This window comes from Streptomyces sp. NPDC046759, from assembly GCF_040645475.1.
In the GTDB taxonomy this organism is placed as follows: Bacteria; Actinomycetota; Actinomycetes; order Streptomycetales; family Streptomycetaceae; genus Streptomyces.
The window spans coordinates 133,070-159,622 of the sequence record NZ_JBEYYJ010000010.1; the positions used below are offsets into that span (position 1 = coordinate 133,070).

Sequence of the window (26,553 nt, forward strand, 5' to 3'; positions counted from 1 at the left end):
CGAGGCATGCCTTGATCCAAAAAACTTAGGTTAGGCTAACCTAACTCCACACCTTCCTTCACATCATGCACGGCCTGTCCCCTCGGAGGACCCCCACATGCGCTCGCACCTGCTCAACGGCCGGACCACGGAGCACTACCGCAGCTCCGTGACCGAAGGAGTCGAGCGGGTGGCGGCCAGACTCGCCACCACCGACCGTCCGTTCACCGGCGTCACCGTGGACGCCCTCTCCCCCCGTATCGACGCCGTCGACCTCGACCGGCCGCTGGGCGACACCACCGCCGCCCTGGACGAGCTGGAGGACGTCTACCTGCGCGACGCCGTCTACTTCCACCACCCCCGCTACCTCGCCCACCTCAACTGCCCGGTGGTCATCCCGGCGGTGCTCGGCGAGGCCGTGCTCTCCGCCGTCAACTCCTCCCTCGACACCTGGGACCAGTCGGCCGGCGGCACCCTCATCGAGCGCCGGCTCATCGACTGGACGGCCGCCCGGATCGGCCTCGGACCCGCCGCCGACGGCGTGTTCACCTCGGGCGGCACCCAGTCCAACCTCCAGGCGCTGCTGCTGGCCAGGGAGGAGGCCAAGAGCGACGGCCTGGCGACACTGCGCGTCTTCGCCTCCGAGGCGGGCCACTTCAGCGTGCAGAAGTCCGCCGAACTGCTGGGGCTGGGCCCGGAGGCGGTCGTCTCCGTCCCCGTCGACCACGACAAGCGGATGCAGACCGTCGCCCTCGCCCACGAGCTCGAGCGCTGCCGGCGCGACGGACTGGTTCCGATGGCGGTCGTCGCCACCGCCGGCACCACCGACTTCGGCTCCATCGACCCGCTCCCGGAGATCGCCGGACTCTGCGCCCAGTACGGCGTGTGGATGCACGTGGACGCGGCCTACGGCTGCGGCCTGCTCACCTCGCTCAAGCGCCGTCACCTGCTCGTCGGTATCGAGCGCGCCGACTCGGTGACGGTCGACTACCACAAGTCCTTCTTCCAGCCGGTGAGTTCGTCCGCCGTGCTGGTACGGGACGCGGCGACCCTGCGGCACGCCACCTACCACGCCGACTACCTCAACCCGCGCCGCATGGTGACCGAGCGCATCCCCAACCAGGTCGACAAGTCCCTGCAGACCACGCGCCGCTTCGACGCCCTGAAGCTGTGGCTGACCCTGCGGGTGATGGGCGCGGACGGGATCGGCGCGCTCTTCGACGAGGTCTGCGACCTGGCGGCCGAGGGCTGGAGGCTGCTCGCCGCCGACCCGCGCTACGACGTCGTCGTCGAACCGGCCCTGTCCACCCTGGTCTTCCGCTACATCCCGGCGCCCGTCACCGACCCCACGCGGATCGACCGCGCCAACCTCCACGCCCGCAAGGCGCTGTCCGCCTCCGGTGAGGCCGTGGTCGCGGGCACCAAGGTCGGCGGCCGCCACTACCTGAAGTTCACCCTGCTCAACCCCGAGACGCAGGCGGCCGACATCGCCGCCGTCCTCGATCTGATCGCCGGCCACGCCGAGCAGTACCTGGGAGAGTCCCTTGACCGCGCTTCCTGAAGCCAGCCGCATCCACGACTTCGTGGGGATCGGACTCGGCCCCTTCAACCTCGGCCTCGCCTGTCTGACCGAGCCGATCGCCGAACTGGACGGCGTCTTTATCGAATCCAAGCCCGGCTTCGAGTGGCACGCGGGCATGTTCCTGGACGGCGCCCATCTCCAGACCCCGTTCATGTCGGACCTGGTCACCCTCGCCGACCCGACCTCGCCGTACTCCTTCCTCAACTACCTGAAGGAGAAGGGCAGACTGTACTCGTTCTACATCCGCGAGAACTTCTATCCCCTGCGGGTGGAGTACGACGACTACTGCCGCTGGGCGGCGAGCGGACTCACCGGTGTCCGCTTCGGGACGACGGTCACCGAGGTGACGTACGAGGACGGACTGTACGCCGTCCGCACCGACACCGGCGAGACGTTCCGCGGCCGGCACCTGGTCCTCGGCACCGGAACCGTCCCCTCCGTCCCCCAGGCCTGTCAGGGGCTCGGCGGTGACGTCCTGCACACCTCGCAGTACATGCACCACAAGGCTCAGCTGCAGGCGAAGAAGTCCCTCACGATCGTCGGCAGCGGCCAGAGCGCGGCCGAGATCTACCACGAGCTGCTCGCCGAGATCGACGTCCACGGCTACCAGCTCAACTGGGTGACCCGCTCCCCGCGGTTCTTCCCCCTGGAGTACACCAAACTGACCCTGGAGATGACCTCCCCGGACTACATCGACTACTTCCGCGCGCTTCCCGAGGAGACCCGCTACCGGCTGGAGAAGCAGCAGAAGGGCCTGTTCAAGGGCATCAACTCGGACCTGATCGACTCGATCTTCGACCTGCTCTACCAGAAGGACGTCGAGAGCGGCGACCGCCCGCTGCCCACCCGCCTCCTCACCAACTCCACGCTTGTCCGGGCGACCCACCAGGACGGCGCCTACACCCTCGGCTTCCACCAGGACGAGCAGGGCAAGGACTTCGAGATCCGCACCGAGGGACTGCTGCTGGCCACCGGCTACCACTACGAACCCCCGGCCTTCCTCGACCCGATCCGGGACCGCCTCCGCTTCGACGGCCACGGCCGCTTCGACGTCGCCCGCAACTACGCCATCGACGTCACCGGCCGGGGCGTCTTCCTCCAGAACGCCGGCGTCCACACCCACAGCATCACCAGCCCCGACCTGGGCATGGGTGCGTACCGCAACTCGTGCATCATCCGCGAGCTGCTCGGCACCGAGTACTACCCAGTCGAGAAGACGGTCGCCTTCCAGGAGTTCGCAGCATGACCAGCACCACCAGGACCTTCACGTTCCGTACCGTCGACCCGCTGCAGGACGCCGAGCTGCTGCACTCCTGGGTCACCCACCCCAAGGCGGCCTTCTGGATGATGCAGGGCGCCAGGCTGGAGGACGTCGAGCGCGTGTACATGGAGATCGCGGCGGACGAGCACCACCACGCGCTGCTCGGGCTGCGCGACGGGGAGCCGGTGTTCCTGATGGAGAGGTACGACCCGGCGCACCGGGAGCTGGCCGGCCTGTACGAGGCACGGCAGGGCGACGTCGGCATGCACTTCCTCACCCCGGCGACCGACAGGCCCGTGCACGGATTCACCAGGGCTGTCATCACCGCCGTCCTGGAACATCTCTTCGAGGACCCGGCGACGCGACGTGTCGTGGTCGAACCCGACGTGCGCAACACGGCCGTGCGCGCCCTGAACGAGGCCGTCGGGTTCGTGGCCGAGCGGGAGATCCGGAAGCCGGAGAAGCAGGCGCTGCTGAGTTTCTGCACGCGGGAGCGGTTCGCCGCGGCGACGGGGGTGGCCGCATGAGCGTCGCCGACGCCGTGGCGCACCTGTCCCCCGAGCGCTGGGAAACCGCCAACCGCCTGCTCATACGCAAGGCGCTCGCCGAGTTCGCGCACGAGCGCCTGATCACGCCCGAGAGAGAGGGGGAACACTACGTCGTCCGCAGTGACGACGGGGGCACCTCCTACCGGTTCTCCGCCGTCCGGCGCGCCCTGGACCACTGGCAGGTCGATGCGGAGTCCCTCACCCGGCATCGCGACGGCGCGGAACTCCCGCTCGCCGCCCTGGACTTCTTCATCGAGCTGCGGGGCTCACTGGGACTGAGCGACGAGATCCTGCCGGTCTATCTGGAGGAGGTCTCCTCCACCCTCTCCGGCACCTGCTACAAGCTCACCAAGCCCCGCACCACCTCCGCCGAGCTGGCCCGCCAGGGCTTCCAGGCGATCGAGACCGGAATGACCGAGGGGCACCCCTGCTTCGTCGCCAACAACGGGCGGCTCGGTTTCGGCGTCCACGAGTACCTGTCGTACGCGCCGGAGACCGCGAGCCCCGTCCGGCTGGTGTGGCTCGCCGCGCACCGCTCGCGGGCCGTGTTCACGGCGGGCGTCGGGATCGCCTACGAGTCCTTCCTGCGGGAGGAGCTGGGCGAGCGGACGCTGAACCGTTTCCTCGCCACACTCACCGAGCAGGGCCTCGACCCCGCCGACTACCTCCTCATCCCCGTCCACCCCTGGCAGTGGTGGAACAAGCTCTCCGTCACCTTCGCCGCCGAGGTCGCCCGCCGGCACCTGGTCTGCCTCGGCGAGGGCGACGACGAGTATCTGGCCCAGCAGTCCATCCGCACGTTCTTCAACACCTCCCACCCGGAGAAGCACTATGTGAAGACGGCCCTGTCCGTGCTCAACATGGGCTTCATGCGCGGCCTTTCGGCCGCCTACATGGAGGCGACCCCGGCCATCAACGACTGGCTGGCCCGGCTGGTCGAGAGCGACCCGGTACTGAAGTCCACCGGTCTGACGATCATCCGGGAGCGGGCGGCCGTCGGCTACCGGCACCTGGAGTACGAGCACGCGACCGCCCGCCACTCGCCGTACCGGAAGATGCTGGCCGCGCTGTGGCGGGAGAGCCCCGTGCCCTCGCTGCGGGACGGCGAGTCGCTCGCGACCATGGCCTCGCTGCTGCACGTGGACCACACCGGCGCCTCCTTCGCGGGCGCGCTGATCGAGCGGTCGGGCCGCACGCCGGCGAAGTGGCTGCGGGCGTACCTGCGGGCCTACTACGTCCCGCTGCTGCACAGCTTCTACGCCTACGACCTGGTGTTCATGCCGCACGGTGAGAACGTGGTCCTGGTGCTGAAGGACTCGGTCGTGCAGCGCGCGGTCTACAAGGACATCGCCGAGGAGATCGCGGTGATGGACCCGGACGCCGCGCTGCCGCCGGAGGTACGCCGGATCCGGGTGGAGGTCCCGGAGGACAGGAAGCTGCTGTCGATCTTCACGGACGTCTTCGACTGCTTCTTCCGCTTCCTGGCCGCGCACCTCGCCGCCGAGGGCGTCCTGGAGGAGGACGGCTTCTGGCGCACGGTCGCGGAGGTCACCCGCGAGTACCAGGACGCGCACCCGGAACTGGCCGGCAGGTTCCGGCGGTACGACATGTTCGCCCCCCGGTTCGCGCTGTCCTGTCTCAACCGGCTCCAGCTGCGGAACAACCGCGAGATGGTGGACCTCGCCGATCCCTCCGGTGCCCTCCAGCTGGTGGGCACCCTGGAGAACCCCATAGCGGGCCTGTGACCGGCCCGGCAGGCGGACGGGCGCCCCGGAGCACGGTCCTCCGGGGTGCCCGTCGGCCGTCCCGGCTACCGGGCCGGCCAGGGGACCTGCGGCGAGCGGTAGTAGCTGATGCCGAGGGCGTCCCAGCGCGGGCCCTGGGCCGCCAGCCGTACCTTGTACGCGTTCCAGTCGTGGGTGGCCGCCGGCGACCAGCCCAGCTCGGCCGCGCCGGCCAGCCGCGGGAACGCCATGTACTCGATGTCGGCGGAGTTCTTCAGGGTCTCCGACCACAGGGGCGCCTCCACGCCCCGGACGGCCGAGGCCGGCGCGCCGGGCAGGTAGGCGCCCGGGTCCCAGTCGTAGGACCGCTCCACCTCGACCAGGCCTGCCCAGTCCAGACCCAGCTTGGTGTCCTTGGTGTACTTCATGTCGAGGTAGATCCGGTCGGCCGGGGACAGGATCAGCCCGGTGCCGTTCTGCGCGGCCCTGGCGACCTGGGCCTTCTCGGCCGCGCTGGTGCTGTCCAGGCCCCAGTACTGGGCGAGGGCGCCCGCGGCCGGGTGGGCGCCGGTCAGCTGGTGCCAGCCGATGACCGTCTTGCCGTACTGGGCGACGATCGGCTGCACCCGGTCCATGAACGTCACGTAGTCGGTATGGCTGGTGGAGTGCGCCTCGTCGCCGCCGATGTGGAGGTAACGGCCGGGTGTGAGCGCGGCCAGTTCGCGGACGACGTCGTCCACGAAGGTGTAGGTGACGTCCTTCGGCACGCACAGCGAGCTGAAGCCGACGTCCGTGCCGGTGTAGAGCGGGGGTGCCACGCCGTTGCAGTTGAGCTCGGCGTAGGAGGCGAGGGCCGCGTTGGTGTGACCGGGCATGTCGATCTCGGGGACGACCTCCAGATAGCGGGAGGCGGCGTAGGAGACGATCTGCCGGTACTGGGCCTTGGTGTAGTACCCGCCCTTTCCGCCGCCGACCTCGGTGGAGCCGCCGTAGGAGGCGAGCCGCGGCCAGGAGTCGAGGGCGATGCGCCAGCCCTGGTCGTCGCTGAGGTGCAGATGCAGCTCGTTGATCTTGTACAGGGCCAGCTGGTCGATGTACCGCTCGACCTGGGCGACGGTGAAGAAGTGCCGGGAGACGTCCAGCATGGCGCCGCGGTAGGCATAGCGCGGGCGGTCCTCCACGGTTCCCCCCGCGATCTGCCAGGGGCCGGCCTGCACGGTCTTCTTCTCGACGGCCGCCGGCAGGAGCTGACGCAGCGTCTGGACGCCGTGGAAGAGCCCGGCGGGGGCGCTCGCGGTGATGGTGACGCCGCCCGGGTCGCTGTGCAGCCGGTAGCCCTCGGCGCCGAAGTCGCCCTTGGCGAGTCGGAGCCGGATGCCTCCGGTGCCGTGGTCGGTGAGGGGCAGCGGATAGCCGGTGGAGGGCCGCAGGATGCCGGTGAGGTACGCGCCGATCCGGCGGACGTCGGCGACGTCGTCGACGTGGACGCCGGTCGCGCGGGTGATGCGGTACGGGGCCCCGCCGTGCTCGACCGAGGCGGGCGCGGGGACCACCCGGTCCAGCGGTGTGGGCGCGACCGCCCGTGCCGCGGGGGACGCGGGGGCCGCGCCCAGGGTGGAGACCCCGGCCGCCGCCAGGAGCAGCAGGGATCCGAGGATGCGGGGCGTTCGGGGAGTCGTGCCGTGGTTCCGTCTCACATGCGCTCCCTTCGGATGATGCGCACCGTCGGACGCGCCGTCAGGCCCCGCCGCCGCACGCGACGGCCGGGCCCGGCGGTCCGACATGGTCGAGACCACTGTCCCGCAGATCCGGTGAAACAATCCCTCCATGGCGGAAATCATCCAGAAGGACGGCACCTGGACCTTCGACGGCGACACCCTGCGGCTCACCCCGGGCCGGGACAAGAACGTGAGCCTGCTCCGCCGTGAGCTGGGTGAACTCGTCGTACCGCTGGAGGCGTTGGCCGGTGTCTCCTTCGAGCAGGGGCGCAGGTCGGGGCGGCTGAGGCTGCGGCTGCGCGACGGGGCCGATCCGCTGACGCAGGCCACCGGCGGCCGGCTCGGGGATGCCAGCGACCCGTACCAGCTGCCGGTGGAGTCCGACCGGTACGGCGTCGCCCAGTACTTCGCGGACGAGGTGCGCAACGCGCTGCTGCTGGACGGCATTTCACCGGACCCGGTCGCCGGGTACCTGCTGCCGGTGTCCGCCTCCGCGGGGGACGGCACGGCGAGCTTCGACGGGGAGTCGGTGCGGCTGGAGTGGAACTGGAAGACGGAGGACGCCAAGGCCGCCACCGGTCCCCGTACGGTCCCCCTCTCGGACGTCCTCGGCGTGGACTGGCAGCCGGCGGCCGGACTGGAGAACGGCCACCTGCGCCTCCTGGTGCGCGGCGTGCCGGTGACGGCCCCGCCCAAGTACGACCCGAACGCGGTCGAGCTGTGGGGCTTCAAGAGGGACCCGCTGATGGCCCTGGTGGCCGCCGCCGTGCAGGCACGGCTGCCGCACCCGGCAGCGGCAGCGGCGGACGTGCCGCAGGACCCGCCGGTGCCCGACACGGCGCCCGCCGGCGACGACCACGACGCCCTGCTGCGCCGCCTGCGCGAGCTGGGCGACCTGCGCCGCGACGGGGTCCTGACCGACGAGGAGTTCACGCTGGCCAAGCAGGCGGTCCTCAAGCGCATGTAGAGCGCGGGTGAGGACCGCCCGGGAACCGGGGCCGCCGGTGAGTCCCTACTTCGCCGTGCGGGACACCGTGAAGTGGTCGATGCGGTCGCCGGTCTCCGCGATGCCCGACACCTTCAGCGTGGTCTGCCGGCCCTTCGGCGCGGGGGTGACGTCCACGCGCAGGAAGGAGTAGTTGAGGTACCGCACGCGGGACCAGGCGACGGTCTCGTTGACCTTGCCGTCCTTGGTGTTGATGAAGGACGCCACCGAGTCGACCTCGTGCTCGTTGCCCTCGTAGGAGTCCGGGGCGCTGAACGCGTACAGGCTGCGGCCCGCCGCGCCCGCGGTGACGTAGACCACGCCCTCGGTCTCGGGGTAGGCGGTGCCGCCGATCGGGAGCTTCTTGGTGACCGCGCCGCCCTTGATGACGTCGGTGCGCTCGTACTGGTGGTTGTGGCCGTTGATGACCAGGTCGACCTGGTACTTCTCGAACAGCGGAACCCACTCCTGGCGCACGCCCCCCTCCGAGGCGTGCGCGGTGGAGGTGCAGTAGGCGCAGTGGTGGAAGAACACGACGACGAAGTCGATGTCGTCACAGGCCCGGAGCTTCTTGAGCTCGGCTTCGAACCACTTGGTCTGGTTTCCACCGGAAATGCCCAGGTTCGCCGGGATCTCGAAGGAGACGTCGTTGGGGTCCAGCGAGATGACCGCGGTGTTGCCGTGGACGAAGGAGTAGACGCCGGGCAGGTTCTTGGCGTCCGGCCCGTTGTCCGGCAGCGTCCAGCGGGCTTCCTCGCCTCCGTAGCCGTTGGGCGAGTACCAGGCCTCCATGTCGTGGTTGCCGTACGAGACCATCCACGGGATCTGCTTGGCGACCGACTCGGTCTGGGCGAGGAACTGGTCCCAGGTGCGCGAGTCGAAGCCGGTGTCGGTGGCCTTGCCCTGGCCCGCCGGGTCGCCGTAGGCGATGTCGCCCGCGTGCAGGTGGAAGGCCGGGTTCTGGCCGAGGATCAGGCTGTCGTTGGCCAGCGCGTGGTAGCTGACGCCCTGGTCGCCGAAGGCGGTGAAGGTGAACGGCGCCTTGTGCGCGGGGGCGGTGGTGAAGGTGCCAAGGGTGCCGGCGAGGTGCGGCTGGGCCGGGTCGAAGCCCTCGTGTCCGACGCCGTAGTAGTAGGTGCGGCCCGGGCGCAGGTGGGTGAGCCGGGCGTGCAGGTAGTACTGCGTGTGGTCGCCGCTCGCGCCGACACCGGCCGGGGTGTAGAGGGTGCGGACCTCGGCCTCGATCCTGCGGGAGAGGTCCCAGGGGTGGGCGCCGATGCGGATGAACGGCTTCTTCACGGCGACGGGGACCTGCCAGGAGACGGTCATCTCCGTGCGCGGGTCACTGCCGTAGGCGAGGTGACGGCCGAAGGGAGCGACCAGGGCGCCGTCGACCGTCTCGGCGGCGGGCGCGGTGCGCTGCGTCGGCACGGCCGCCTGGGCGGTGGCGCCCGGCACGAAAGCGCCACCGGCGACGGCGCCCAGCGTGACGGCACCGCCTCTGATCATGGCGCGCCGCGAGAATCTGGCGCGCAGGTACTCGTGCTGCTCGGCCATGCTCATGCGCGCGGCCAGCTTCTCCGGTACTCCCATACGAGGAATGTCCATGACGACTGAAAATGGTCCACATCCCCAACGAGACGCAGGACACAGAGTGGACAGGGGGCGAACAGAGTTCCACCAGCCCGACAACAGCACACTGCCCGATATCGGGCAGGTTTCTTGCGAAACCGACGCCGGTACTCCAGGATCTACCGGGTGCACGACGAACTGGTTGATCATCTGACGCGTTCCACGCCCCTGAGCCGGGGCGAGGCGCTGCGGGTGGTCCAGGACGTGCTCGCCTACTTCGACGAGACGACCCAGGACTTCGTCCGTCGCCGCCACCGCGAACTGCAGGCCCAGGGCCTGGTGAACGTGGAGATCTTCGAACAGATCGAGGCGGACCTGAAATACCGGGCGGTGGCGCCGCCGGAGCTCACGCTCAGGCAGCTGCGCCGCATGGTCTACGGCTGAGACGCCAGGCTGAGGGATACCTGCATATGTGCGGAATTGTCGGTTACATCGGGAAGCGTGACGTGGCTCCGCTGCTGCTCGAAGGGCTGCAGCGGCTGGAGTACCGCGGCTACGACTCCGCGGGCATCGTCGTCACCTCCCCGAAGAGCCCGGGCCTGAAGATGGTGAAGGCCAAGGGCCGGGTGCGCGACCTGGAGGCCAAGGTCCCGGCCCGCTTCAAGGGCACCACCGGTATCGCCCACACCCGCTGGGCCACCCACGGCGCCCCCTCCGACGTGAACGCCCACCCGCACATGTCGGCCGACAGCAAGGTCGCCGTCGTGCACAACGGCATCATCGACAACGCCTCCGACCTGCGGCGCAAGCTGGAGGCGGACGGCGTCGAGTTCCTCTCGGAGACCGACACCGAGGTCCTCACCCACCTCATCGCCCGCTCCAGCGCCGAGAAGCTGGAGGACAAGGTCCGCCAGGCGGTCCGGCTGGTCGAGGGCACCTACGGCATCGCCGTGCTGCACGCCGACTTCCCCGACCGGATCGTGGTGGCCCGCAACGGCTCCCCGGTCGTCCTCGGCATCGGCGAGAAGGAGATGTTCGTCGCCTCCGACATCGCCGCCCTGGTCATGCACACCCGCCAGATAGTGACCCTCGACGACGGCGAGATGGCCACCCTGAAGGCCGACGACTTCCGCACCTACACCACCGAGGGCACGCGCACCACCGCCGAGCCCACCACGGTGGAGTGGGAGGCCGAGTCGTACGACATGGGCGGCCACGACACCTACATGCACAAGGAGATCTTCGAGCAGGCCGACGCCGTGGACCGCGTGCTGCGCGGCCGCATCGACGACCGCTTCTCCACGGTGCACCTCGGCGGCCTCAACCTGGACGCCCGCGAGGCCCGGCAGATCCGCCGCGTCAAGATCCTCGGCTGCGGCACCTCGTACCACGCGGGCATGATCGGCGCCCAGATGATCGAGGAGCTCGCCCGTATCCCCGCCGACGCCGAGCCGGCCTCCGAGTTCCGCTACCGCAACGCGGTGGTGGACCCCGACACGCTGTACGTGGCCGTCTCCCAGTCGGGTGAGACCTACGACGTGCTCGCCGCCGTCCAGGAGCTGAAGCGCAAGGGCGCCCGGGTCTTCGGCGTCGTCAACGTGGTCGGCTCGGCGATCGCCCGCGAGGCGGACGCCGGCATCTACGTGCACGCCGGCCCCGAGGTCTGCGTGGTGTCGACCAAGTGCTTCACCAACATGACGGTCGCCTTCGCGCTGCTCGCCCTGCACCTCGGCCGCACCCGGGACCTGTCGGTCCGCGACGGCAAGCGGATCATCGAGGGCCTCAGGAAGCTGCCCGAGCAGATCACCGAGATCCTCAAGCAGGAGGAGCAGATCAAGGAGCTGGCGGAGCTGTACGCCGACGCCCGCTCGATGCTCTTCATCGGTCGCGTCCGGGGCTACCCGGTGGCCCGCGAGGCCTCCCTGAAGCTCAAGGAGGTCTCCTACATCCACGCCGAGGCCTACCCCGCCTCCGAGCTGAAGCACGGCCCGCTGGCCCTGATCGAGCCGGCCCTGCCGACGGTGGCGATCGTCCCCGACGACGACCTGCTGGAGAAGAACCGCGCGGCCCTGGAGGAGATCAAGGCCCGCAGCGGCAAGATCCTCGCGGTGGCCCACCAGCCCCAGGACAAGGCCGACCAGACGATCGTCGTCCCGAAGAACGAGGACGAGCTCGACCCCATCCTGATGGGCATCCCGCTGCAGCTCCTCGCCTACCACACGGCGAAGGTCCTGGGCCGGGACATCGACAAGCCGAGGAACCTGGCGAAGTCGGTGACGGTGGAGTAGTTCCGCGACAACGGAAAGGACCCCCGCGTGGCCACCTTCACGCGGGGGTCCTTTCCGTGCCGCTGCTCATCAGCCGGTGGCCGTCACCCCCCGGCGGGCGGCACGCCCGGGAAGCGCCGTCGGCCAGTGCGCCAGCGCGGCCGTGGCGGCGTACCACGCCACCGCACCGGAGACGGCGGCGACCCAGCCCCCGACCTTGGCCAGGGACGAACTGTCGGCGAAGGCCGCGACGGCCAGCACCAGCATCGCCAGGAACAGCAGCCCGTGCATGACCTGGCCCAGGCTGTCCCCGCCCGCGAGGGTCAGGGTGAGAGCCACGAGAGCGAAGAGGAGCAGGAAGAGTCCGGCCGCGTCGGACGATCCGTGGTCCGCGACGGCCCAGGTGAACCACAGTGCGCCGAGGGCCACGAAGCCCGTACCGGAGGCGGCGTCACCGCCGCGGAAGGCCAGCAGGCCGACGAGGAACAGGGCAACTCCGCCCACGTAGTGGGCCACTGACACGGCGTCGGACGCTGCCACGCCGTGAATCACGCCAGTCGTACCGAGGCCGAACGCCAACAGGGTGATTCCCAGGGCGAGTCGGCCGACCACTATGGTGCTTCCGTTTCCCGCGGAGACTTCGTTGTCCACGGCGGGCTCCCTTCATGCTGTGCAGTTGCGCGGTGACCGATATATGCCCTTCACAAGGACACAAACCACCTTTACCCGCGAGTAGTTTCGCGTTGCACAAAGGGAGTTGAGAGGGTGCCGCCCGGATCAGGGAACGACGATCACGGGCCGCTGCGCCCTCTTGGCGAGCCGCCCCGCCACGGAGCCGAAGATCCGGCCGACGATGCCGTGCGTGGAGCCGACGACGATCGCGTCCGCCTCGTACTCCCGCCCCACCTCTTCGAGTTCGCGGCAGATGTCCCCGCCGCGCTCGACCAGGATCCACGGCACCTCGGCCAGATAGTCCGCGCACGCCAGCTCGAGGCCGAGGACCTCGGTGCGGTGGTCCGGCACGTCGACGAAGACGGGCGGTTCACAGCCGGCCCAGACGGTGGTGGGCAGCCGGTTGGCCACATGGACGATGATCAGGCCCGAGTGGGAGCGGTGGGCCATGCCGATCGCGTAGGCGAGGGCGCGCTCACTGGAGGTGGAGCCGTCGAAGCCGACGACGACTCCGTGCCGGAAGGCAGGGTCGCATGAGGGGCGTGACTCTTCCGCCGCCAGGGGATCGGCCGCCGTGGGATCGGCGACCGGCCGCTTGCGGTCCGCGGGTTCGAAGAATTCGTGACCGGCCATGACTGTCTCGGCGTTGTGATCCTTTTATGGATGGGACGACAGTGTGCGGCGGAGCTGTGTCCGGGAAACATCTTCCCAACCCCATACCCCCAAGGGTACGGCGGCACGCCTCCTGAGCCCAGTTCCCGCGCACGCTCCGTAAGCGGTCCCCCGACGTCCGTAGGGGTTCACCGGAGCATGCACGAGCGGCGCCCGTAACGCAATGGTTGCTGCCCCGTACAGGCGGTTCGCACAGCACCAGCAGGTGTACGGCGGGTGACCGACCGGTCGAACAGGCGTTGATCACCGGTGAGCCACCGCCCCAGGGAGTACCAGTGATGTCCGGTCGCAGATCAGCCCCCGAGCCGCACCCCGCGCCGGACACCGTGAGCGATGTGATCCGCTGGGCCGCTTTCAGCTGCGTGCTCGTCCCCGTGGTCCTGGTCTGGTACGGCACGTCACTGGCCGGCGCGGCGGGCGCGGCGCTGGGCCTGGCCGCCGTCACGGCCGTGTGCCGGTTGCTGCTGCGCCGGTCCGAGCAGTGCGCCGGGCGAGGCGCAGAGCGGGGTGCCGCACATCGCGCCGAGCAAAGAGGCGGACGTCACACCCGCCGACGGACACCGGTCGACTGACCTGTTTCCGTACCCCTGAACGCTTCTTTTCAGCCAACTTCTGAATCCCGTCGAAGAGGGCCCCCAACCACCCCCCAACCCCCGTTCGACCTGCACGGAAAGGGTCTACGGGCGGCGGTGCACCCTACGCGGTTTAGCCACTACGACGAGGCGCACTTCCCTGCACGCTCCACGAGTGCAACGCTTCGTGATCGAATGCTTCACGCCAAGTTGTCATGTCGACAATCTGGGGCGTGTGGAACTGGTCACCGTCAGACCGCGGGAACCAGTAGATTCGATCTTGACTGTCTTACGGCGGGGGACTCGTGCAGGACCGAGGGGAAACGTGCAGGAGCGACACAACCGAGGAGCCGCGACCACCGAGGGGGGCTTAGCAGTATGAGCCACGACTCCACTGCCGCGCCGGAAGCCGCGGCCCGGAAACTTTCCGGGCGACGTCGCAAGGAGATCGTCGCGGTGCTGCTGTTCAGCGGCGGCCCCATCTTCGAGAGTTCCATTCCGCTGTCGGTGTTCGGGATAGACCGCCAGGACGCCGGCGTGCCGCGCTACCGGCTGCTGGTGTGCGCCGGCGAGGAAGGCCCACTGCGGACCACAGGAGGCCTGGAACTCTCCGCACCGCATGGACTGGAGGCGATCTCCCGCGCCGGCACGGTCGTCGTGCCGGCCTGGCGGTCGATCACCGCGCCGCCACCGGAGGAGGCGCTCGACGCACTGCGCCGGGCGCACGAGGAGGGCGCACGCATCGTCGGACTGTGCACCGGCGCCTTCGTCCTCGCGGCGGCGGGCCTGCTGGACGGCCGCCCGGCGACGACTCACTGGATGTACGCGCCGACGCTGGCCAAGCGCTATCCGTCGGTGCACGTCGATCCGCGTGAGCTGTTCGTCGACGACGGCGATGTGCTGACCAGCGCGGGGACGGCGGCCGGAATCGACCTCTGTCTGCACATCGTGCGGACGGACCACGGCAACGAGGCGGCCGGTGCGCTCGCAAGGCGCCTGGTGGTCCCGCCGCGCCGCAGCGGCGGTCAGGAGCGCTATCTCGACAGGTCTTTACCCGAGGAGATCGGCGCCGACCCGCTCGCCGAGGTCGTCGCCTGGGCGCTGGAACACCTCCACGAGCAGTTCGACGTGGAGACCCTGGCGGCACGCGCCTACATGAGCCGCCGTACGTTCGACCGCCGCTTCCGTTCGCTGACCGGCAGCGCGCCGTTGCAGTGGCTGATCACACAGCGGGTGCTGCAGGCGCAGCGGCTGCTGGAGACGTCCGACTTCTCCGTGGACGAGGTGGCCGGCCGCTGCGGCTTCCGCTCCCCCGTCGCACTGCGCGGGCACTTCCGCCGCCAGCTCGGCTCGTCCCCGGCCGCCTACCGGGCCGCCTACCGGGCCCGCAGGCCACAGAGCGACAGGCCGGCCGACGCGGAGCCACTGGCCGCGTCCGGCCATCCGGGCCTGGCGAGCCCCGGACCCGTGGGTCACGCACCCGCCCTGCTGCACCCGGACCGCGACAGCGGCGTCCCGATGCAGAGCCGCCGCACTGCGGCGGGCGCGGTGGGACTGCTGCCGGGGCCCAGGAGCGGTAGCTGAGAGCGGTGACGGAAAGGAGGGGCGAGCAGGCGCTCGCCCCTCCTTTCCGTACAGGCCGGCACCCGTCCCTGTACAGGTCGGCACCCGTCTGCCCAGGGCCGGCATCAGCACGGGGCATCCCAAAAGCTGAAGTCAGCTTTAGGGTGGTCGCATGAACGATCGCATGGTGTGGATCGACTGCGAGATGACCGGCCTCTCGCTGTCCGACGACGCGCTCATCGAGGTGGCCGCCCTCGTCACCGACTCCGAGCTGAACGTACTCGGCGAGGGGGTGGACATCGTCATCCGCCCGCCGGAGCAGGCGCTGGAGACGATGCCGGAGGTGGTGCGTCAGATGCACACCGCGTCCGGGCTGCTCGCCGAGCTCCCGAACGGCACGACCCTTCAGGACGCCGAGGAGCAGGTCCTCGCCTATGTGAAGGAGTACGTGAAGGAGCCCGGCAAGGCCCCGCTGTGCGGCAACTCGGTCGGCACCGACCGCGGCTTCCTGCTGCGGGACATGCCGACCCTGGAGGACTGGCTGCACTACCGGATCGTCGACGTGTCCTCCATCAAGGAGCTGGCCCGCCGCTGGTATCCGCGGGCGTACTTCAACAGCCCGGAGAAGAACGGCAACCACCGGGCCCTGGCCGACATCCGCGAGTCGATCGCCGAGCTGCGCTACTACCGCGAGGCCGTCTTCGTCCCGCAGCCCGGTCCCGACTCCGACACGGCCAGGGCGATCGCCGCCAAGCACGTCCTGCCGGCGCAGTAGGCGCCCGTCCGGGGGTGCTTCGGGGTCCGCTCGGAGGCCCGCGCGAAAACCTGTGCGCGAGCACCCCTTCGGACCCTGTAGACTTCTTCTCGGCCGGTCGGGGAAACGACAAGTTCGACCGCTGGTCATGGTGGGTGTAGCTCAGCTGGTAGAGCACCTGGTTGTGGTCCAGGATGCCGCGGGTTCGAGTCCCGTCACTCACCCTCACCGATCAGCCGGTGACTGCGTCGCAGGACGAGTCACCGGCTGATGTGTTTGTGCCGCACCGGGCCGGCCCCGCCGGTCAGTGTGCGGCGGCTCGCCTCTTGGGGAGTCGCCCGATGTCCGACACCGGCCCGAGGTGCTCGAGCTTGTCGGGATGGGACACGGCGCGGATCCCCCGGACCATGCCGCCGGCGATGTCGAGCTCGACCACACCGGCCACGCGCCCCTCGGCGTCGTACTGCCGGAAGGCGCGTCGACTCCGGTCGGCAGGCGGCCGGCAGCGGAGAACGGCAGCGACCGGTACCGGTCCGCGTCCGCCCCGACCCCTGGTGCCGGCACGGACTCCCCCCTTCGTGGATCCGTGTCAGGACGACGCCCGCCGCACCAACTCCGTGGGCAGCACCGCATGCCGCCGCTCCGGCCCTCGGGACGTGGGCGGGCGGCGGTCGGCGATCTCCGTCAGGAGGAGGTCGATCATCGCGCGGCCCATCTCCTCGATGGGCTGCCGGACGCTGGTCAGCGGCGGGTCCATGTGGCGGGCGATGGCGGAGTCGTCGTAGCCGACCAGGGCCACGTCGTCGGGGATACGGCGGCCCGCCTCGCGCAGCACCTGCCGGGCGCCGGCCGCCATCACGTCCGAGCCGGCGAACACCGCGTCCAGGTCCGGGCGCCGGTCCAGCAGCTCGGCCATGGCCCGCCGGCCGCCCTCCTCCGTGAAGTCACCCGGTGCGACGAGGAGTTGGTCGACCTCGCGGCCCGCGTCGCGCAGGGCGTCGCGGTAGCCGTCGACGCGGCGCTGGGCGCCGTAGACGTCGTGGCGCCCGGTGATGTGGGCGACGCGGCCGCGGCCGCGGGAGAGCAGGTGCTCCACCGCGGAACGGGCGCCGCCGTAGTTGTCGGAGTCCACCGAGGTGAGGGTCTCGCCGGCGGAGCGGGGGCCGCTGATCACGGCCGGGATCTCCAGCTGGGCCAGCAGGTCGGGGAGGGGGTCGTCGGCGTGGACCGACACCAGCAGCACGCCGTCCACCCGGTGGGCCGCCAGGTACTGGGCGAGGCGCGCGCGTTCCCGGTCGCCGCCCGCGAAGATCAGCAGCAACTGCAGCTCGGTGTCGGAGAGTTCGGAGCCGACGCCGCGCAGCATGTCGGAGAAGTACGGTTCGGCGAAGAACCGGGTCTCCGGCTCCGGGACGACGAGTGCGATGGCATCGGTGCGGTTGGCGGCGAGGGCGCGGGCAGCCGTGTTGGGGACGTAGCCCAGCTCGGCGACGGCCGCCTCGACCGCGGCGCGGGTGGCGTCGCTGACCCGCGGAGAGCCGTTGATCACCCGGGACACCGTGCCCCGGCCGACTCCGGCCCGGGCGGCGACCTCCTCGAGCGTGGGCCGGCCTCCGCTCCGGCCCCGCGCTCCGTGGCTTGCCATGGCCTCCGCCTCTCACCACCGACTCTGGTACTGGCCTGGAATCTAACAGCACCGATCGCCGCGACGACCGTCCCTGGAGGCTGCCACCCCCCGGACCCCCGCCCGCCGGCCTTCGGCCTCGTCCTCGACCACCGGACGGGCGCGGGCATCGGCTGCCGATGCCCGTGGGTGGACCCGGCTAACGCTCAGATAACTGAACGCGGTTGCCGTTGTTCGCTCCCTTGACACCCCGCGTGTGACCCACGACTCTTCAACACATCACTTGTGGGAGCGCTCCCACGCTACCTGGCACCTACACATCCCGCACGTTCCCCGCCCGAGCCGCAGCGAGTTTGAACGGGCCCATTTCCATGCAGTTGGCCGGGGGGTCGGCACGTCAGGCAACAGGAGGACGCAATGCGCACGAGCATCCGCCGGTCCCAGCGGCTGATGGCCCTCGCGGCCGTGGCCGCGCTGACCACCGGGCTGCTGGCCGGCTGCGCCAAGGACAGCGGCTCGTCGGACAACTCGGACGGCAGCGGAAACGGCAGTGGCAAGGGCAAGATCACGCTGACCATCGGCACCTTCGGCGTCTTCGGCTACAAGCAGTCCGGCCTCTACGACGAGTACATGAAGCTCCATCCGGACATCAGCATCAAGGAGAACGTCACCACCCGTACCGACGTGTACTGGCCAAAGGTGCTCACCCGCCTGCAGGCCGGCTCCGGCACGGACGACGTCCAGGCCATCGAGATCGGCAACATCACCGAGGCCGTGCAGACGCAGGCGGCCAAGTTCGTCGACCTGGGCAAGGAGGTCGACAAGTCGCAGTGGCTGGACTGGAAGAACGCCCAGGCCACCACCAAGGACGGCAAGCTCATCGGGCTCGGCACGGACATCGGGCCGATGGCCATCTGCTACCGCAAGGACCTCTTCCAGAAGGCGGGTCTGCCGACCGACCGGACCAAGCTCGCCGAGATGTGGAAGGGCGACTGGGCCAAGTACGTCGACGTCGGCAAGCAGTACATGAAGAAGGCGCCCAAGGGCACCAAGTTCGTGGACTCGGCGGCCTCCGTCTACAACGCGGCCCTCGGCGGCGGCACCGAGCGGTACTACGACACGGACGGCAGCGTCGCCTGGGACAAGTCCGACGGCGTGAAGAAGGCCTGGAACGTCGCCATGGACGTCGCCACCAGCAACATGTCGGCGAAGCTGAAGCAGTTCGACCCCACCTGGGACCAGGGCTACGCCAACGGCACCTTCGCCACCGTCGCCTGCCCGGCGTGGATGATCGGCTACATCGAGCAGAAGTCCGGTGACTCCGGCAAGGGCAAGTGGGACGTGGCGGCGGCGCCCACCGCGGCCAACTGGGGCGGATCCTGGCTCGGCGTGCCGCTCGCGAGCAAGCACCAGAAGGAGGCCGTCGCGCTGGCCAAGTGGCTGACCGCGCCCGAGCAGCAGGCCAAGGTCTTCGCCAAGCAGGCGAGCTTCCCGTCGACCCCGTCGGCCTACGCGAGCCTGAAGCCGGCCGCCGACACGACGGCGTACTTCTCGAACGCGCCGCTCACCCAGATCTTCTCCGACTCGGCGAAGACCATCCCGACGCAGTACTTCGGCATCAAGGACCAGCCGATCAACTCCGCGATCACCGACGTCGGCATCCTCCAGGTCGAGCAGAAGGGCAAGTCGCCGTCGCAGGGCTGGGACGCGGCGAAGAACGAGATCAAGGACGTGCTCGGCCAGTGACCGGCCCCAAGCAGGCTCTCGCGCATCTCGCGGCGAGCGCCGAGGCCGCGCCCGGCACCCCGCCGGGCGCGGCCCGGGGCGCTCACGGTCGCGGTGCGCCGGCGGGCGCCGACTCCTGGCGCAGCCGGCTGTACCGCTGGGACATGAAGGCGTCGCCGTACGCGTTCGTCACCCCCTTCTTCGTCCTCTTCGGGGCCTTCACCCTGGTCCCGCTGCTCTACACGGCCTGGTACTCGCTGCACCACGTGCAGCTGGCCTCGCTGGACCACCAGACCTGGGCGGGCCTGGACAACTACAAGAACCTGTGGTCCTCGGACTTCTTCTGGAACGCCCTGAAGAACACCCTGACCATCGGTGTCATCTCGACGGTGCCGCAGCTGCTGGCCGCGATCGGGCTCGCGCACCTGCTGAACTACCGGCTGCGGGGCTCCACCGTCTGGCGTGTGGTGATGCTGACCCCGTACGCCACCTCGGTGGCCGCGGCGACCCTGGTGTTCACGCTGCTGTACTCGTGGGACGGCGGCATGGTCAACTGGATCCTGCACTTCTTCGGGGTGAACCCGATCAACTGGCGCGAGTCGGACTGGGGCTCGCAGTTCGCGGTGTCGTCGATCGTCATCTGGCGGTGGACCGGCTACAACGCGCTGATCTACCTGGCCGCCATGCAGGCGATCCCGTCCGATCTGTACGAGTCTGCGGCGATCGACGGCGCCAGCCGCTGGCAGCAGTTCCGGCACGTGACGATTCCGCAGCTGCGGCCGACGATCCTGTTCACGGTCGTGGTCTCGACGATCGGCGCCACCCAGCTCTTCGGTGAGCCGCTGCTGTTCGGCGGGGTCAGCGGGTCCAAGGGCGGTTCCGAGCACCAGTACCAGACGCTGGGCCTGTACATGTACGACCAGGGCTGGATCATCGGCAACCTCGGCAAGGCGTCCGCGATCGCCTGGTCGATGTTCCTGATCCTGCTGATCATCGCCGCGGTCAACCTGCTGCTCACCCGACGGCTGAGGAAGTCCCAATGACGACCAGTGAACTGACGCTGCCCCAGGTGCGCGGCGAGGCGCGGCGGCCCCGGGGCAGGATGGGCGCCGGCAAGCAGCTGCACGCGGGCCCGGTGACGTATGTGGTGCTCAGCGTCTTCGCGCTGGTCTCCCTCGCCCCGCTGGTGTGGACGGCGATCGCCGCGTCCCGCACCGACCGGCGCCTCGCCCAGACCCCGCCGCCGCTGTGGTTCGGCGGCAACCTGTTCGCGAACCTCCGGACGGCCTGGGACCAGGCGGGCCTCGGCACCGCGATGTTCAACTCGGTGATCGTGGCGGGCGCGATCACGGTGAGCACGGTGCTGTTCTCCACACTGGCCGGCTTCGCCTTCGCCAAGCTGCGGTTCCGGTTCTCCGGCCTGCTGTTGCTGCTGACCGTCGGCACGATGATGATCCCGCCGCAGCTGGCCGTCGTACCGCTGTACCTGTGGATGTCGGACCTCGGCTGGTCCAACCAGCTGCAGACGGTGATCCTGCCGAGCCTGGTGACCGCGTTCGGTACGTTCTTCATGCGGCAGTACCTGGTGCAGGCGCTGCCGACGGAGCTGATCGAGGCGGCCCGGGTGGACGGCGCGAGCAGCCTGCGGGTCGTCTGGCACGTCGTCTTCCCGGCCGCGCGGCCCGCGATGGCGGTGCTCGGCCTGCTGACGTTCGTGTTCGCCTGGAACGACTTCCTGTGGCCGATCATCGCCCTGAACCAGCAGAACCCGACCGTGCAGGTGGCCCTGAACTCGCTCGGCACCGGGTACGTCCCGGACCAGGCGGTGATCATGGCGGGCGCGCTGCTCGGCACGCTGCCGCTGCTCGTCGCCTTCCTGCTGTTCGGCAAGCAGATCGTGGGCGGCATCATGCAGGGCGCGATCAAGGGCTGAGGGCCCTTTCCCCAGGGGCCGGGCCTCCGGCGCCCCGGCCCCTGCTTCTTCCTCCTGAGCCACTACGCCAGGTCTCTCACCACCCCAATGGGAGCGCTTCCATGTCTGAACCCGTTACCTCCGCGACCTTTCCTCCCGCCTTCCTCTGGGGCGCCGCGACCTCGGCGTACCAGATCGAGGGGGCGGTCCGGGAGGACGGCCGCACGCCCTCGATCTGGGACACCTTCAGCCATACACCGGGCAGGACGGCCGGCGGTGAGACCGGCGACATCGCCGTCGACCACTACCACCGCTACCGCGAGGACGTGGCGCTGATGGCGGAGCTGGGCCTGACCGCATACCGCTTCTCGGTCTCCTGGTCCCGGGTGCAGCCCACCGGCCGCGGCCCGGCGGTCCAGCGCGGCCTGGACTTCTACCGCCGCCTGGTGGACGAACTCCTCGCGCACGGCATCAAGCCGGCGCTCACCCTCTACCACTGGGACCTGCCGCAGGAGCTGGAGGACGCGGGCGGCTGGCCCGAGCGGGACGTCGCGTTCCGGTTCGCCGAGTACGCGGGGATGGTCGCCGAGGCACTCGGCGACCGGGTGGAGCAGTGGATCACCCTCAACGAGCCCTGGTGCAGCGCCTTCCTGGGCTACGGCTCCGGTGTGCACGCCCCGGGCCGCACCGACCCGGCGGCCTCCCTGCGCGCCGCCCACCACCTCAATCTGGCCCACGGCCTGGCGGCCTCGGCGCTGCGCTCGGTGATGCCCGCCCGCAACGAGATCGCGATCAGCCTGAACTCCTCGGTCGTACGGCCCCTTTCCCAGGACCCGGCCGACCTGGCCGCGGCCCGCCGGATCGACGACCTGGCCAACGGCGTCTTCCACGGTCCGATGCTGCACGGCGCGTACCCCTCGTCGCTGCTGGACGCGACGGCCCCGATCACCGACTGGTCGTACGTCCTCGACGGCGACCTGCGCACGATCAACGTCCCGCTGGACGCGCTGGGCCTGAACTACTACACCCCGGCCCTGGTCTCCGCCGCGTCCGCCGAGGCCGGGGGGCCGCGGGCGGACGGCCACGGTGCCAGCGACCACACGCCCTGGCCGGGCGCCGACGACGTGCAGTTCCACCAGACGCCGGGCGAGCGCACGGAGATGGGCTGGACGATCGATCCGACGGGCCTGTACGACCTGGTCATGCGGTACTCGCGGGAGGCCCCCGGGCTCCCCCTGTACATCACCGAGAACGGAGCGGCCTACGACGACAAGCCCGACCCGGACGGCCGTGTCCACGACCCCGAGCGCATCGCCTACCTGCACGGCCATCTGTCCGAGGTCCGCCGCGCGATCACCGACGGCGCCGATGTGCGCGGCTACTACCTCTGGTCCCTGATGGACAACTTCGAGTGGGCGTACGGCTACGGCAAGCGGTTCGGCGCGGTGTACGTCGACTACACGACGCTGGAGCGGACGCCGAAGTCGAGTGCCCGGTGGTACGGGGAGGCGGCGCGGACACGCACGCTGCCGGCGCCGGCGCCGGCTGTCTGAGGCACCCGGAAGGGGCGCGGCGATCCCCCCGGATCGCCGCGCCCCTTCGCGTGGGGGTGCGTCAGTTGAAAGCGCCGAACGCCTTCGAGAAGGCGAACTTGTCCTGGACGATGGAGCTGCAGGTGGCGTCGGCGGAGTTCTTGGCGCCGCCGTCGCACTGCTTGTCGCGGGCGGCGGACCACATCGACAGGCCGCCGAGGCCCTTGGACTTGGCGAAGTTCACCAGCTGGGTGGCGTCGTCCACCTTGAAGATCTCGGAGGAGACGTCGTTGACACCGATCATCGGAGTGACCGCGACCGTCTTCCAGGCGGCGGAGTCGGACAGCCCGAGGACGCTCTTGATCTGGGCCTGGGTGGCGGTGGCCGCCTGTTCGGCCAGGTCGCCCATGTCACCGCTGAACGAGGGGCCGTAGTCCATCGCCATGATGTTGACGGCGGAGATCTTCACGCCGTTGGACTTGGCGTCGGACAGGAGGTTCACGCCGTCCTGGGTGAGGCCCTGCGGCAGCACGGGGAGGGTGAAGGAGACGTCCAGGCCCGGGTGCTGCTGCTGGAGCTTGGCGATGGCCTGGGCGCGGCGGGTGTTGGCCGCGGCGTTGGGCAACGCGCCGCCCTCGACGTCGAAGTCGACCTTGGTGAGCTTGAACGCGTCGACCGCCTTGCCGTACGCCGCCGCCAGGGCGTCCGCGGAGGAGCAGGTGGTGGCCAGTTCGGAGCCGGAGGCGCCGCCGAAGGAGACCCGGACGTCACCGCCCTCGGCACGCAGGGAGCCGATCTGGGCGGCAACGGCGTCGCTGGTCAGGTCGGTCACGCCGCCCCACTTGGGGGTGCAGCCGCCGCCGTCGGTGACGAAGGCGAGGTTGTAGTTCTTCACGCCGGTCGCCTCGGCCGCGCCGACCAGGTCGAAGGCCGGGTAGAGGGAGGTGTCGACGTACGGGGCGAAGCCGGCGGAGGCGGTGCTGCCGCTGCCGCTCCCGGTGGTCTGCGTGGCCGTCGGGGTCGGGGTGGCGCTCCTGGTCGGGGTGGGCGTGGCGGTCCTGGTGGGCGTGGCGGTCGGGGCAGGTGAGCGGGTCTGGGTGGGGCGGCCGCTGGGCTCGGGGGTGGCGCCGTCGGCCGCGGAGCACTGGGTGTCGTCGATACGGCAGCCCGTCGGGTCGCCCTTGCCGTCGACCACGAAGCCGACGGTCACCGACTTGCCGGGAGCGAGACCCCCGGTGTCCCACTTCGCGGGCTTCACGGTGACGTGCGAACCGCTGACGCTCGACTCGCCGTTCCACAGGGAGCCGAGCCTGGCGCCCGCCGGAAGGTCGAACTGCAGGGTCCAGGTCTTCTCGGTCTGGGCGCTGTTGTTGGTGACGACGTACTGGCCGGTGTAACCGGTCGACCAGTCGCTGGTCTTGGTGTACGCGGCGTTCACACCGGCCGCGTTGGCCGTGCCGGTGAGCAGGACCGCGCCGCCACCGACCACGGCCGCGGCCGCGAGACCGCCTATCGCCTTGTTCCTGCCACTGATCCTGCGCCGGTGCGTGCTCATGCGCGTGCCTGCCTTCGCTGTTCACTGGGGTGAGGTGCGGCAGCACGCTAGCGAGCCGGAATCGGGCAAACGGCCTTATCGGGACGGCCGTTGCAGACCTTAGGGTTCGCTTAAGGAAGGCATCGGGGACGATTAATGGTCGAGACCAGTCAGGGCCGGTTTGCGCCATCGGCGCCTGCGCACCCGCCCCCGGGGGCGCCGCCCGGCCGCTTTCCGGCCGTCCAGCTGGAACCAGATCCGCACCTCGGCGCCACCCAGCACCGAGGCGCCGATCCGGACGTCCCCACCGGTGGCCTCGGCGAGCCGGCGCACGATGTCGAGGCCGAGACCGGTCGAACCGGCGTTCCCGGAGCCCCGGCCGCGGGCCATCGCCGCCTCCGGGTCGGGTATGCCGGGCCCTGCGTCGGAGACCAGCACGATCACCGCCTCCTCGCCGTTGTGCACGTCGACCGCGAAGGCCGTGCCCTCGGCGGTGTGCCGGAACACATTGCCGAGCAGGGCGTCGAGCGCGGCGGCCAGATCGGCGCGGGCCACGGGTATGCGCACCGGCCGCTCGACGCCGGCCACCCGCCATTTGCGGCCCTCGTCCTCGGCGAGGGCGGACCAGAACTCCATGCGCTCGCGCACCACTTCGGCCGCGTCGCACCCGGCGCCGGACACGGCCGCGGCCGTCTGCGGCTTGGCCTCCCGGGCCGTGCGGATGATGGTGTCGACCTCGCGCTCCAGCTGGGCGACGGCGGCCCGGGTCTGTTCGGCGGCCGGTCCGCCGCCCAGGGAGGCCGCGTTGAGCCGGAGGACGGTGAGCGGTGTGCGCAGACGGTGGGAGAGGTCGGCGGCCAGCTCTCTCTCGTTCGCGAGGAGCTGCACCACCTGGTCGGCCATGGAGTTGAACGCCACGGCCGCGAGCCGCAGTTCGGTCGGGCCGTCCTCCGGCACCCGGGCGCCCAGCTTGCCCTCGCCCAGCTCGTGCGCGCCCTGCACCAGCCGCTGGGCGGGCCGCACCATGCGCACCCCGAGCCGGTCGGCGACCGCGACCGAGCCGACGATCAGCGCGAGGCCGACGGCCGCGAGCACCGCCCAGGCCGTGCCGACGCCGTTGGTCACCTCGGCCTCGGGGACGTAGACCTCGACGACCGCGATGGCGCCGGAGCCCAGCGCGACCGGCTGCAGCAGCGTGGAGCCGCCGGACACGGAGGTCGTGGAGGCCCGGCCCAGTTTCCGTACGGCCTCGATGTCGCGGCGTGCGGCGCGCTGCCGGCCGAGGTCGAGCGCGGTCCGGCCGTCGGCGGTGGGCAGGTGGACGGCCATCCCGGAGTCGGCGCCGGCGGAGGCCACGACGCGCTCCAGCTCGTCCCGGTCGGTGGTGATGGACAGCGCGGGTGCGACGGCGGCTGCCTGCCGCTCGGCATTGGAGAACGCGCGGTCGCGGGCCATCTCCTTGACGACCAGGCCGAGCGGGACCGCGAAGGCGACCACGACCATCGTGGTGACCGCCAGGCAGACCTTGACCAGGGCCCATCTCATCGCGCCGGCCCCCCGTCGCCCCCGCCGGCAGGAGGCTCGATCTTCACGCCGACGCCCCGGAGGGTGTGCAGATAGCGGGGCCGAGCGGCCGTCTCCCCCAGTTTCCGGCGCAGCCAGGACAGATGGACGTCGATGGTCTGGTCGTCGCCGTAGGACTGCTGCCAGACCTCGGCGAGGAGCTCCCTGCGCGGGACGACCACTCCGGGCCGGCCGGCGAGGAAGGCGAGCAGGTCGAACTCCCGGCGGGTGAGGTCGAGACGGACCCCGTCCAGTTCGGCCTGGCGGCGCAGTGGGTCGACGGTCAGGCCGCCGACGCGCAGCACGGAGGAGGGCGGGGCCTCCGCGCCGCCGGAACGGGTCCGGCGCAGCACCGCGGCGATCCGCGCGGACAGGTGCTCGACGGAGAACGGCTTGGTGAGATAGTCGTCCGCCCCGGCGTTCAGCAGCCGTACGATCTCCGCCTCGTCGTCCCGGGCGGTGGCGATGATGACGGGCACGTCGGTGATGCCGCGCAGCATCTTCAGCGCCTCGGAGCCGTCCAGGTCCGGCAGTCCGAGGTCGAGGATGACGACGTCGAAAGGGAAATGGGCGACCTCGCGCAGCGCCTCCAGTGCCGTACCCACGCTGCGCACGGTGTGTGCGGCGTCGGTCAGATGCCGGATGAGCGCCGAGCGTACGAACTGGTCGTCCTCGACCACGAGCACACTTGCCATGCGCCGCACCGTACGCCATGCGGGCGATCCCCATCCGGCGCCTGTGGATAACTCCAGTCATGTGCGCACGGCGGTCGCCGTGGGGCAGTATGGCCCGCG

23 protein-coding genes and 1 tRNA gene are annotated in these 26,553 nt (G+C 70.3%); 15 read left to right on the forward strand and 9 right to left on the reverse strand.

Features of this window, described 5'->3' with window-relative positions; translation table 11 throughout:
* Positions 1 to 97: 97 nt before the first annotated feature.
* The 4 genes from desA to ABZ919_RS16190 are packed head-to-tail and all read left to right on the forward strand — an operon-like array spanning position 98 to position 5,115.
* A complete protein-coding gene (gene desA, locus ABZ919_RS16175; protein ID WP_361247825.1) occupies positions 98 to 1,540 on the forward strand; it encodes a lysine decarboxylase DesA in 1,443 nt (480 codons plus the stop codon).
* Positions 1,524 to 2,807, forward strand: a complete 1,284-nt coding sequence (locus ABZ919_RS16180) for a lysine N(6)-hydroxylase/L-ornithine N(5)-oxygenase family protein (RefSeq protein WP_361247827.1) — start codon at positions 1,524 to 1,526, stop codon at positions 2,805 to 2,807. Before desA ends, ABZ919_RS16180 begins: the two co-directional genes overlap by 17 nt.
* Positions 2,804 to 3,349: a GNAT family N-acetyltransferase gene (locus ABZ919_RS16185; protein WP_361247829.1), complete on the forward strand. Its 546-nt coding sequence runs from the start codon at positions 2,804 to 2,806 to the stop codon at positions 3,347 to 3,349. The genes ABZ919_RS16180 and ABZ919_RS16185 overlap by 4 nt, the downstream gene beginning before the upstream one ends.
* Entirely contained in the window at positions 3,346 to 5,115 is a 1,770-nt protein-coding gene (locus ABZ919_RS16190; protein WP_361247831.1) for an IucA/IucC family siderophore biosynthesis protein, read from the forward strand. Before ABZ919_RS16185 ends, ABZ919_RS16190 begins: the two co-directional genes overlap by 4 nt.
* A gap of 65 nt (positions 5,116 to 5,180) precedes the next feature.
* Here ABZ919_RS16190 and ABZ919_RS16195 read toward each other — a convergent pair whose 3' ends face one another.
* Positions 5,181 to 6,791 carry a beta-N-acetylhexosaminidase gene (locus tag ABZ919_RS16195; protein WP_361247833.1) on the reverse strand — a complete coding sequence of 537 codons (1,611 nt, stop codon included), beginning with the start codon at positions 6,789 to 6,791 and terminating at the stop codon, positions 5,181 to 5,183.
* 130 nt (positions 6,792 to 6,921) lie between these two features.
* Between ABZ919_RS16195 and ABZ919_RS16200 the strand changes: the two genes are divergently transcribed.
* Entirely contained in the window at positions 6,922 to 7,779 is an 858-nt protein-coding gene (locus tag ABZ919_RS16200; protein WP_361247835.1) for a DUF4429 domain-containing protein, read from the forward strand.
* A gap of 45 nt (positions 7,780 to 7,824) precedes the next feature.
* On the opposite strand, the gene ABZ919_RS16205 is transcribed toward ABZ919_RS16200, so the two are convergent.
* On the reverse strand, positions 7,825 to 9,390 hold the full coding sequence (locus tag ABZ919_RS16205; protein WP_361247837.1) for a metallophosphoesterase family protein: 1,566 nt from the start codon (positions 9,388 to 9,390) through the stop codon (positions 7,825 to 7,827).
* 165 nt (positions 9,391 to 9,555) lie between these two features.
* Here ABZ919_RS16205 and ABZ919_RS16210 point away from each other — a divergent pair, with 165 nt between their 5' ends.
* A complete protein-coding gene (locus tag ABZ919_RS16210) occupies positions 9,556 to 9,813 on the forward strand; it encodes a hypothetical protein (RefSeq protein WP_361247839.1) in 258 nt (85 codons plus the stop codon).
* Between the two features lie 26 nt (positions 9,814 to 9,839).
* Positions 9,840 to 11,657, forward strand: coding sequence for a glutamine--fructose-6-phosphate transaminase (isomerizing) (gene glmS, locus ABZ919_RS16215; RefSeq protein WP_361247841.1), 1,818 nt, complete (start codon positions 9,840 to 9,842; stop codon positions 11,655 to 11,657).
* Positions 11,658 to 11,726: 69 nt separating this feature from the next.
* On the opposite strand, the gene ABZ919_RS16220 is transcribed toward glmS, so the two are convergent.
* The gene (locus ABZ919_RS16220) at positions 11,727 to 12,287 is read right to left on the reverse strand and encodes a GPR1/FUN34/YaaH family transporter (protein WP_361247843.1); all 561 of its coding nucleotides are present in this window, start codon (positions 12,285 to 12,287) and stop codon (positions 11,727 to 11,729) included.
* Positions 12,288 to 12,413: 126 nt separating this feature from the next.
* Positions 12,414 to 12,941, reverse strand: a complete 528-nt coding sequence (locus ABZ919_RS16225) for a universal stress protein (protein WP_361247845.1) — start codon at positions 12,939 to 12,941, stop codon at positions 12,414 to 12,416.
* A 317-nt stretch (positions 12,942 to 13,258) separates the two neighbouring features.
* On the opposite strand from ABZ919_RS16225, the gene ABZ919_RS16230 reads away from it, so the two are divergent.
* From ABZ919_RS16230 to ABZ919_RS16245, 4 genes are all read left to right on the forward strand, one after another.
* Complete coding sequence (locus ABZ919_RS16230; protein ID WP_361247846.1) at positions 13,259 to 13,552, forward strand: hypothetical protein; 294 nt, start codon at positions 13,259 to 13,261, stop codon at positions 13,550 to 13,552.
* A 378-nt stretch (positions 13,553 to 13,930) separates the two neighbouring features.
* Positions 13,931 to 15,136 carry a helix-turn-helix domain-containing protein gene (locus tag ABZ919_RS16235; protein ID WP_361247848.1) on the forward strand — a complete coding sequence of 402 codons (1,206 nt, stop codon included), beginning with the start codon at positions 13,931 to 13,933 and terminating at the stop codon, positions 15,134 to 15,136.
* Positions 15,137 to 15,287: 151 nt separating this feature from the next.
* Positions 15,288 to 15,890 carry an oligoribonuclease gene (gene orn, locus ABZ919_RS16240; RefSeq protein WP_361247849.1) on the forward strand — a complete coding sequence of 201 codons (603 nt, stop codon included), beginning with the start codon at positions 15,288 to 15,290 and terminating at the stop codon, positions 15,888 to 15,890.
* Positions 15,891 to 16,020: 130 nt separating this feature from the next.
* A tRNA-His gene (locus ABZ919_RS16245) sits at positions 16,021 to 16,093 on the forward strand.
* Between the two features lie 80 nt (positions 16,094 to 16,173).
* On the opposite strand, the gene ABZ919_RS16250 is transcribed toward ABZ919_RS16245, so the two are convergent.
* Positions 16,174 to 16,314, reverse strand: coding sequence for a hypothetical protein (locus tag ABZ919_RS16250; protein ID WP_361247851.1), 141 nt, complete (start codon positions 16,312 to 16,314; stop codon positions 16,174 to 16,176).
* 144 nt (positions 16,315 to 16,458) lie between these two features.
* Complete coding sequence (locus tag ABZ919_RS16255) at positions 16,459 to 17,514, reverse strand: LacI family DNA-binding transcriptional regulator (protein WP_361247853.1); 1,056 nt, start codon at positions 17,512 to 17,514, stop codon at positions 16,459 to 16,461.
* A gap of 396 nt (positions 17,515 to 17,910) precedes the next feature.
* Here ABZ919_RS16255 and ABZ919_RS16260 point away from each other — a divergent pair, with 396 nt between their 5' ends.
* The 4 genes from ABZ919_RS16260 (at position 17,911) to ABZ919_RS16275 (ending at position 22,683) form a co-directional block, all read left to right on the forward strand.
* Positions 17,911 to 19,239 (forward strand): ABC transporter substrate-binding protein, encoded by a 1,329-nt coding sequence (locus ABZ919_RS16260; RefSeq protein WP_361247854.1) that lies wholly within the window; start codon positions 17,911 to 17,913, stop codon positions 19,237 to 19,239.
* Complete coding sequence (locus ABZ919_RS16265) at positions 19,236 to 20,261, forward strand: sugar ABC transporter permease (RefSeq protein ID WP_361247856.1); 1,026 nt, start codon at positions 19,236 to 19,238, stop codon at positions 20,259 to 20,261. Before ABZ919_RS16260 ends, ABZ919_RS16265 begins: the two co-directional genes overlap by 4 nt.
* The gene (locus tag ABZ919_RS16270; protein WP_361247858.1) at positions 20,258 to 21,151 is read left to right on the forward strand and encodes a carbohydrate ABC transporter permease; all 894 of its coding nucleotides are present in this window, start codon (positions 20,258 to 20,260) and stop codon (positions 21,149 to 21,151) included. Before ABZ919_RS16265 ends, ABZ919_RS16270 begins: the two co-directional genes overlap by 4 nt.
* Before the next feature lie 101 nt (positions 21,152 to 21,252).
* Entirely contained in the window at positions 21,253 to 22,683 is a 1,431-nt protein-coding gene (locus tag ABZ919_RS16275; protein ID WP_361247860.1) for a GH1 family beta-glucosidase, read from the forward strand.
* A gap of 61 nt (positions 22,684 to 22,744) precedes the next feature.
* Here ABZ919_RS16275 and ABZ919_RS16280 read toward each other — a convergent pair whose 3' ends face one another.
* From ABZ919_RS16280 to ABZ919_RS16290, 3 genes are all read right to left on the reverse strand, one after another.
* Positions 22,745 to 24,217 carry a cellulose binding domain-containing protein gene (locus ABZ919_RS16280; RefSeq protein ID WP_361247862.1) on the reverse strand — a complete coding sequence of 491 codons (1,473 nt, stop codon included), beginning with the start codon at positions 24,215 to 24,217 and terminating at the stop codon, positions 22,745 to 22,747.
* A 132-nt stretch (positions 24,218 to 24,349) separates the two neighbouring features.
* The gene (locus tag ABZ919_RS16285) at positions 24,350 to 25,741 is read right to left on the reverse strand and encodes a HAMP domain-containing sensor histidine kinase (RefSeq protein WP_361247864.1); all 1,392 of its coding nucleotides are present in this window, start codon (positions 25,739 to 25,741) and stop codon (positions 24,350 to 24,352) included.
* The gene (locus tag ABZ919_RS16290) at positions 25,738 to 26,454 is read right to left on the reverse strand and encodes a response regulator transcription factor (RefSeq protein ID WP_361247865.1); all 717 of its coding nucleotides are present in this window, start codon (positions 26,452 to 26,454) and stop codon (positions 25,738 to 25,740) included. The genes ABZ919_RS16285 and ABZ919_RS16290 overlap by 4 nt, the downstream gene beginning before the upstream one ends.
* Positions 26,455 to 26,553 lie beyond the last annotated feature (99 nt).

Coding starts and splice junctions, on each gene's coding strand:
- desA (WP_361247825.1), top strand. CDS start 98: ATGCGCTCGCACCTGCTCAACGGCCGGACCACGGAGCACTACCGCAGC.
- ABZ919_RS16185 (WP_361247829.1), top strand. CDS start 2,804: ATGACCAGCACCACCAGGACCTTCACGTTCCGTACCGTCGACCCGCTG.
- ABZ919_RS16190 (WP_361247831.1), top strand. CDS start 3,346: ATGAGCGTCGCCGACGCCGTGGCGCACCTGTCCCCCGAGCGCTGGGAA.
- ABZ919_RS16200 (WP_361247835.1), top strand. CDS start 6,922: ATGGCGGAAATCATCCAGAAGGACGGCACCTGGACCTTCGACGGCGAC.
- ABZ919_RS16205 (WP_361247837.1), bottom strand. CDS start 9,390: ATGGGAGTACCGGAGAAGCTGGCCGCGCGCATGAGCATGGCCGAGCAG.
- glmS (WP_361247841.1), top strand. CDS start 9,840: ATGTGCGGAATTGTCGGTTACATCGGGAAGCGTGACGTGGCTCCGCTG.
- ABZ919_RS16225 (WP_361247845.1), bottom strand. CDS start 12,941: ATGGCCGGTCACGAATTCTTCGAACCCGCGGACCGCAAGCGGCCGGTC.
- ABZ919_RS16230 (WP_361247846.1), top strand. CDS start 13,259: ATGTCCGGTCGCAGATCAGCCCCCGAGCCGCACCCCGCGCCGGACACC.
- ABZ919_RS16235 (WP_361247848.1), top strand. CDS start 13,931: ATGAGCCACGACTCCACTGCCGCGCCGGAAGCCGCGGCCCGGAAACTT.
- orn (WP_361247849.1), top strand. CDS start 15,288: ATGAACGATCGCATGGTGTGGATCGACTGCGAGATGACCGGCCTCTCG.
- ABZ919_RS16255 (WP_361247853.1), bottom strand. CDS start 17,514: ATGGCAAGCCACGGAGCGCGGGGCCGGAGCGGAGGCCGGCCCACGCTC.
- ABZ919_RS16260 (WP_361247854.1), top strand. CDS start 17,911: ATGCGCACGAGCATCCGCCGGTCCCAGCGGCTGATGGCCCTCGCGGCC.
- ABZ919_RS16270 (WP_361247858.1), top strand. CDS start 20,258: ATGACGACCAGTGAACTGACGCTGCCCCAGGTGCGCGGCGAGGCGCGG.
- ABZ919_RS16275 (WP_361247860.1), top strand. CDS start 21,253: ATGTCTGAACCCGTTACCTCCGCGACCTTTCCTCCCGCCTTCCTCTGG.
- ABZ919_RS16280 (WP_361247862.1), bottom strand. CDS start 24,217: ATGAGCACGCACCGGCGCAGGATCAGTGGCAGGAACAAGGCGATAGGC.
- ABZ919_RS16285 (WP_361247864.1), bottom strand. CDS start 25,741: ATGAGATGGGCCCTGGTCAAGGTCTGCCTGGCGGTCACCACGATGGTC.
- ABZ919_RS16290 (WP_361247865.1), bottom strand. CDS start 26,454: ATGGCAAGTGTGCTCGTGGTCGAGGACGACCAGTTCGTACGCTCGGCG.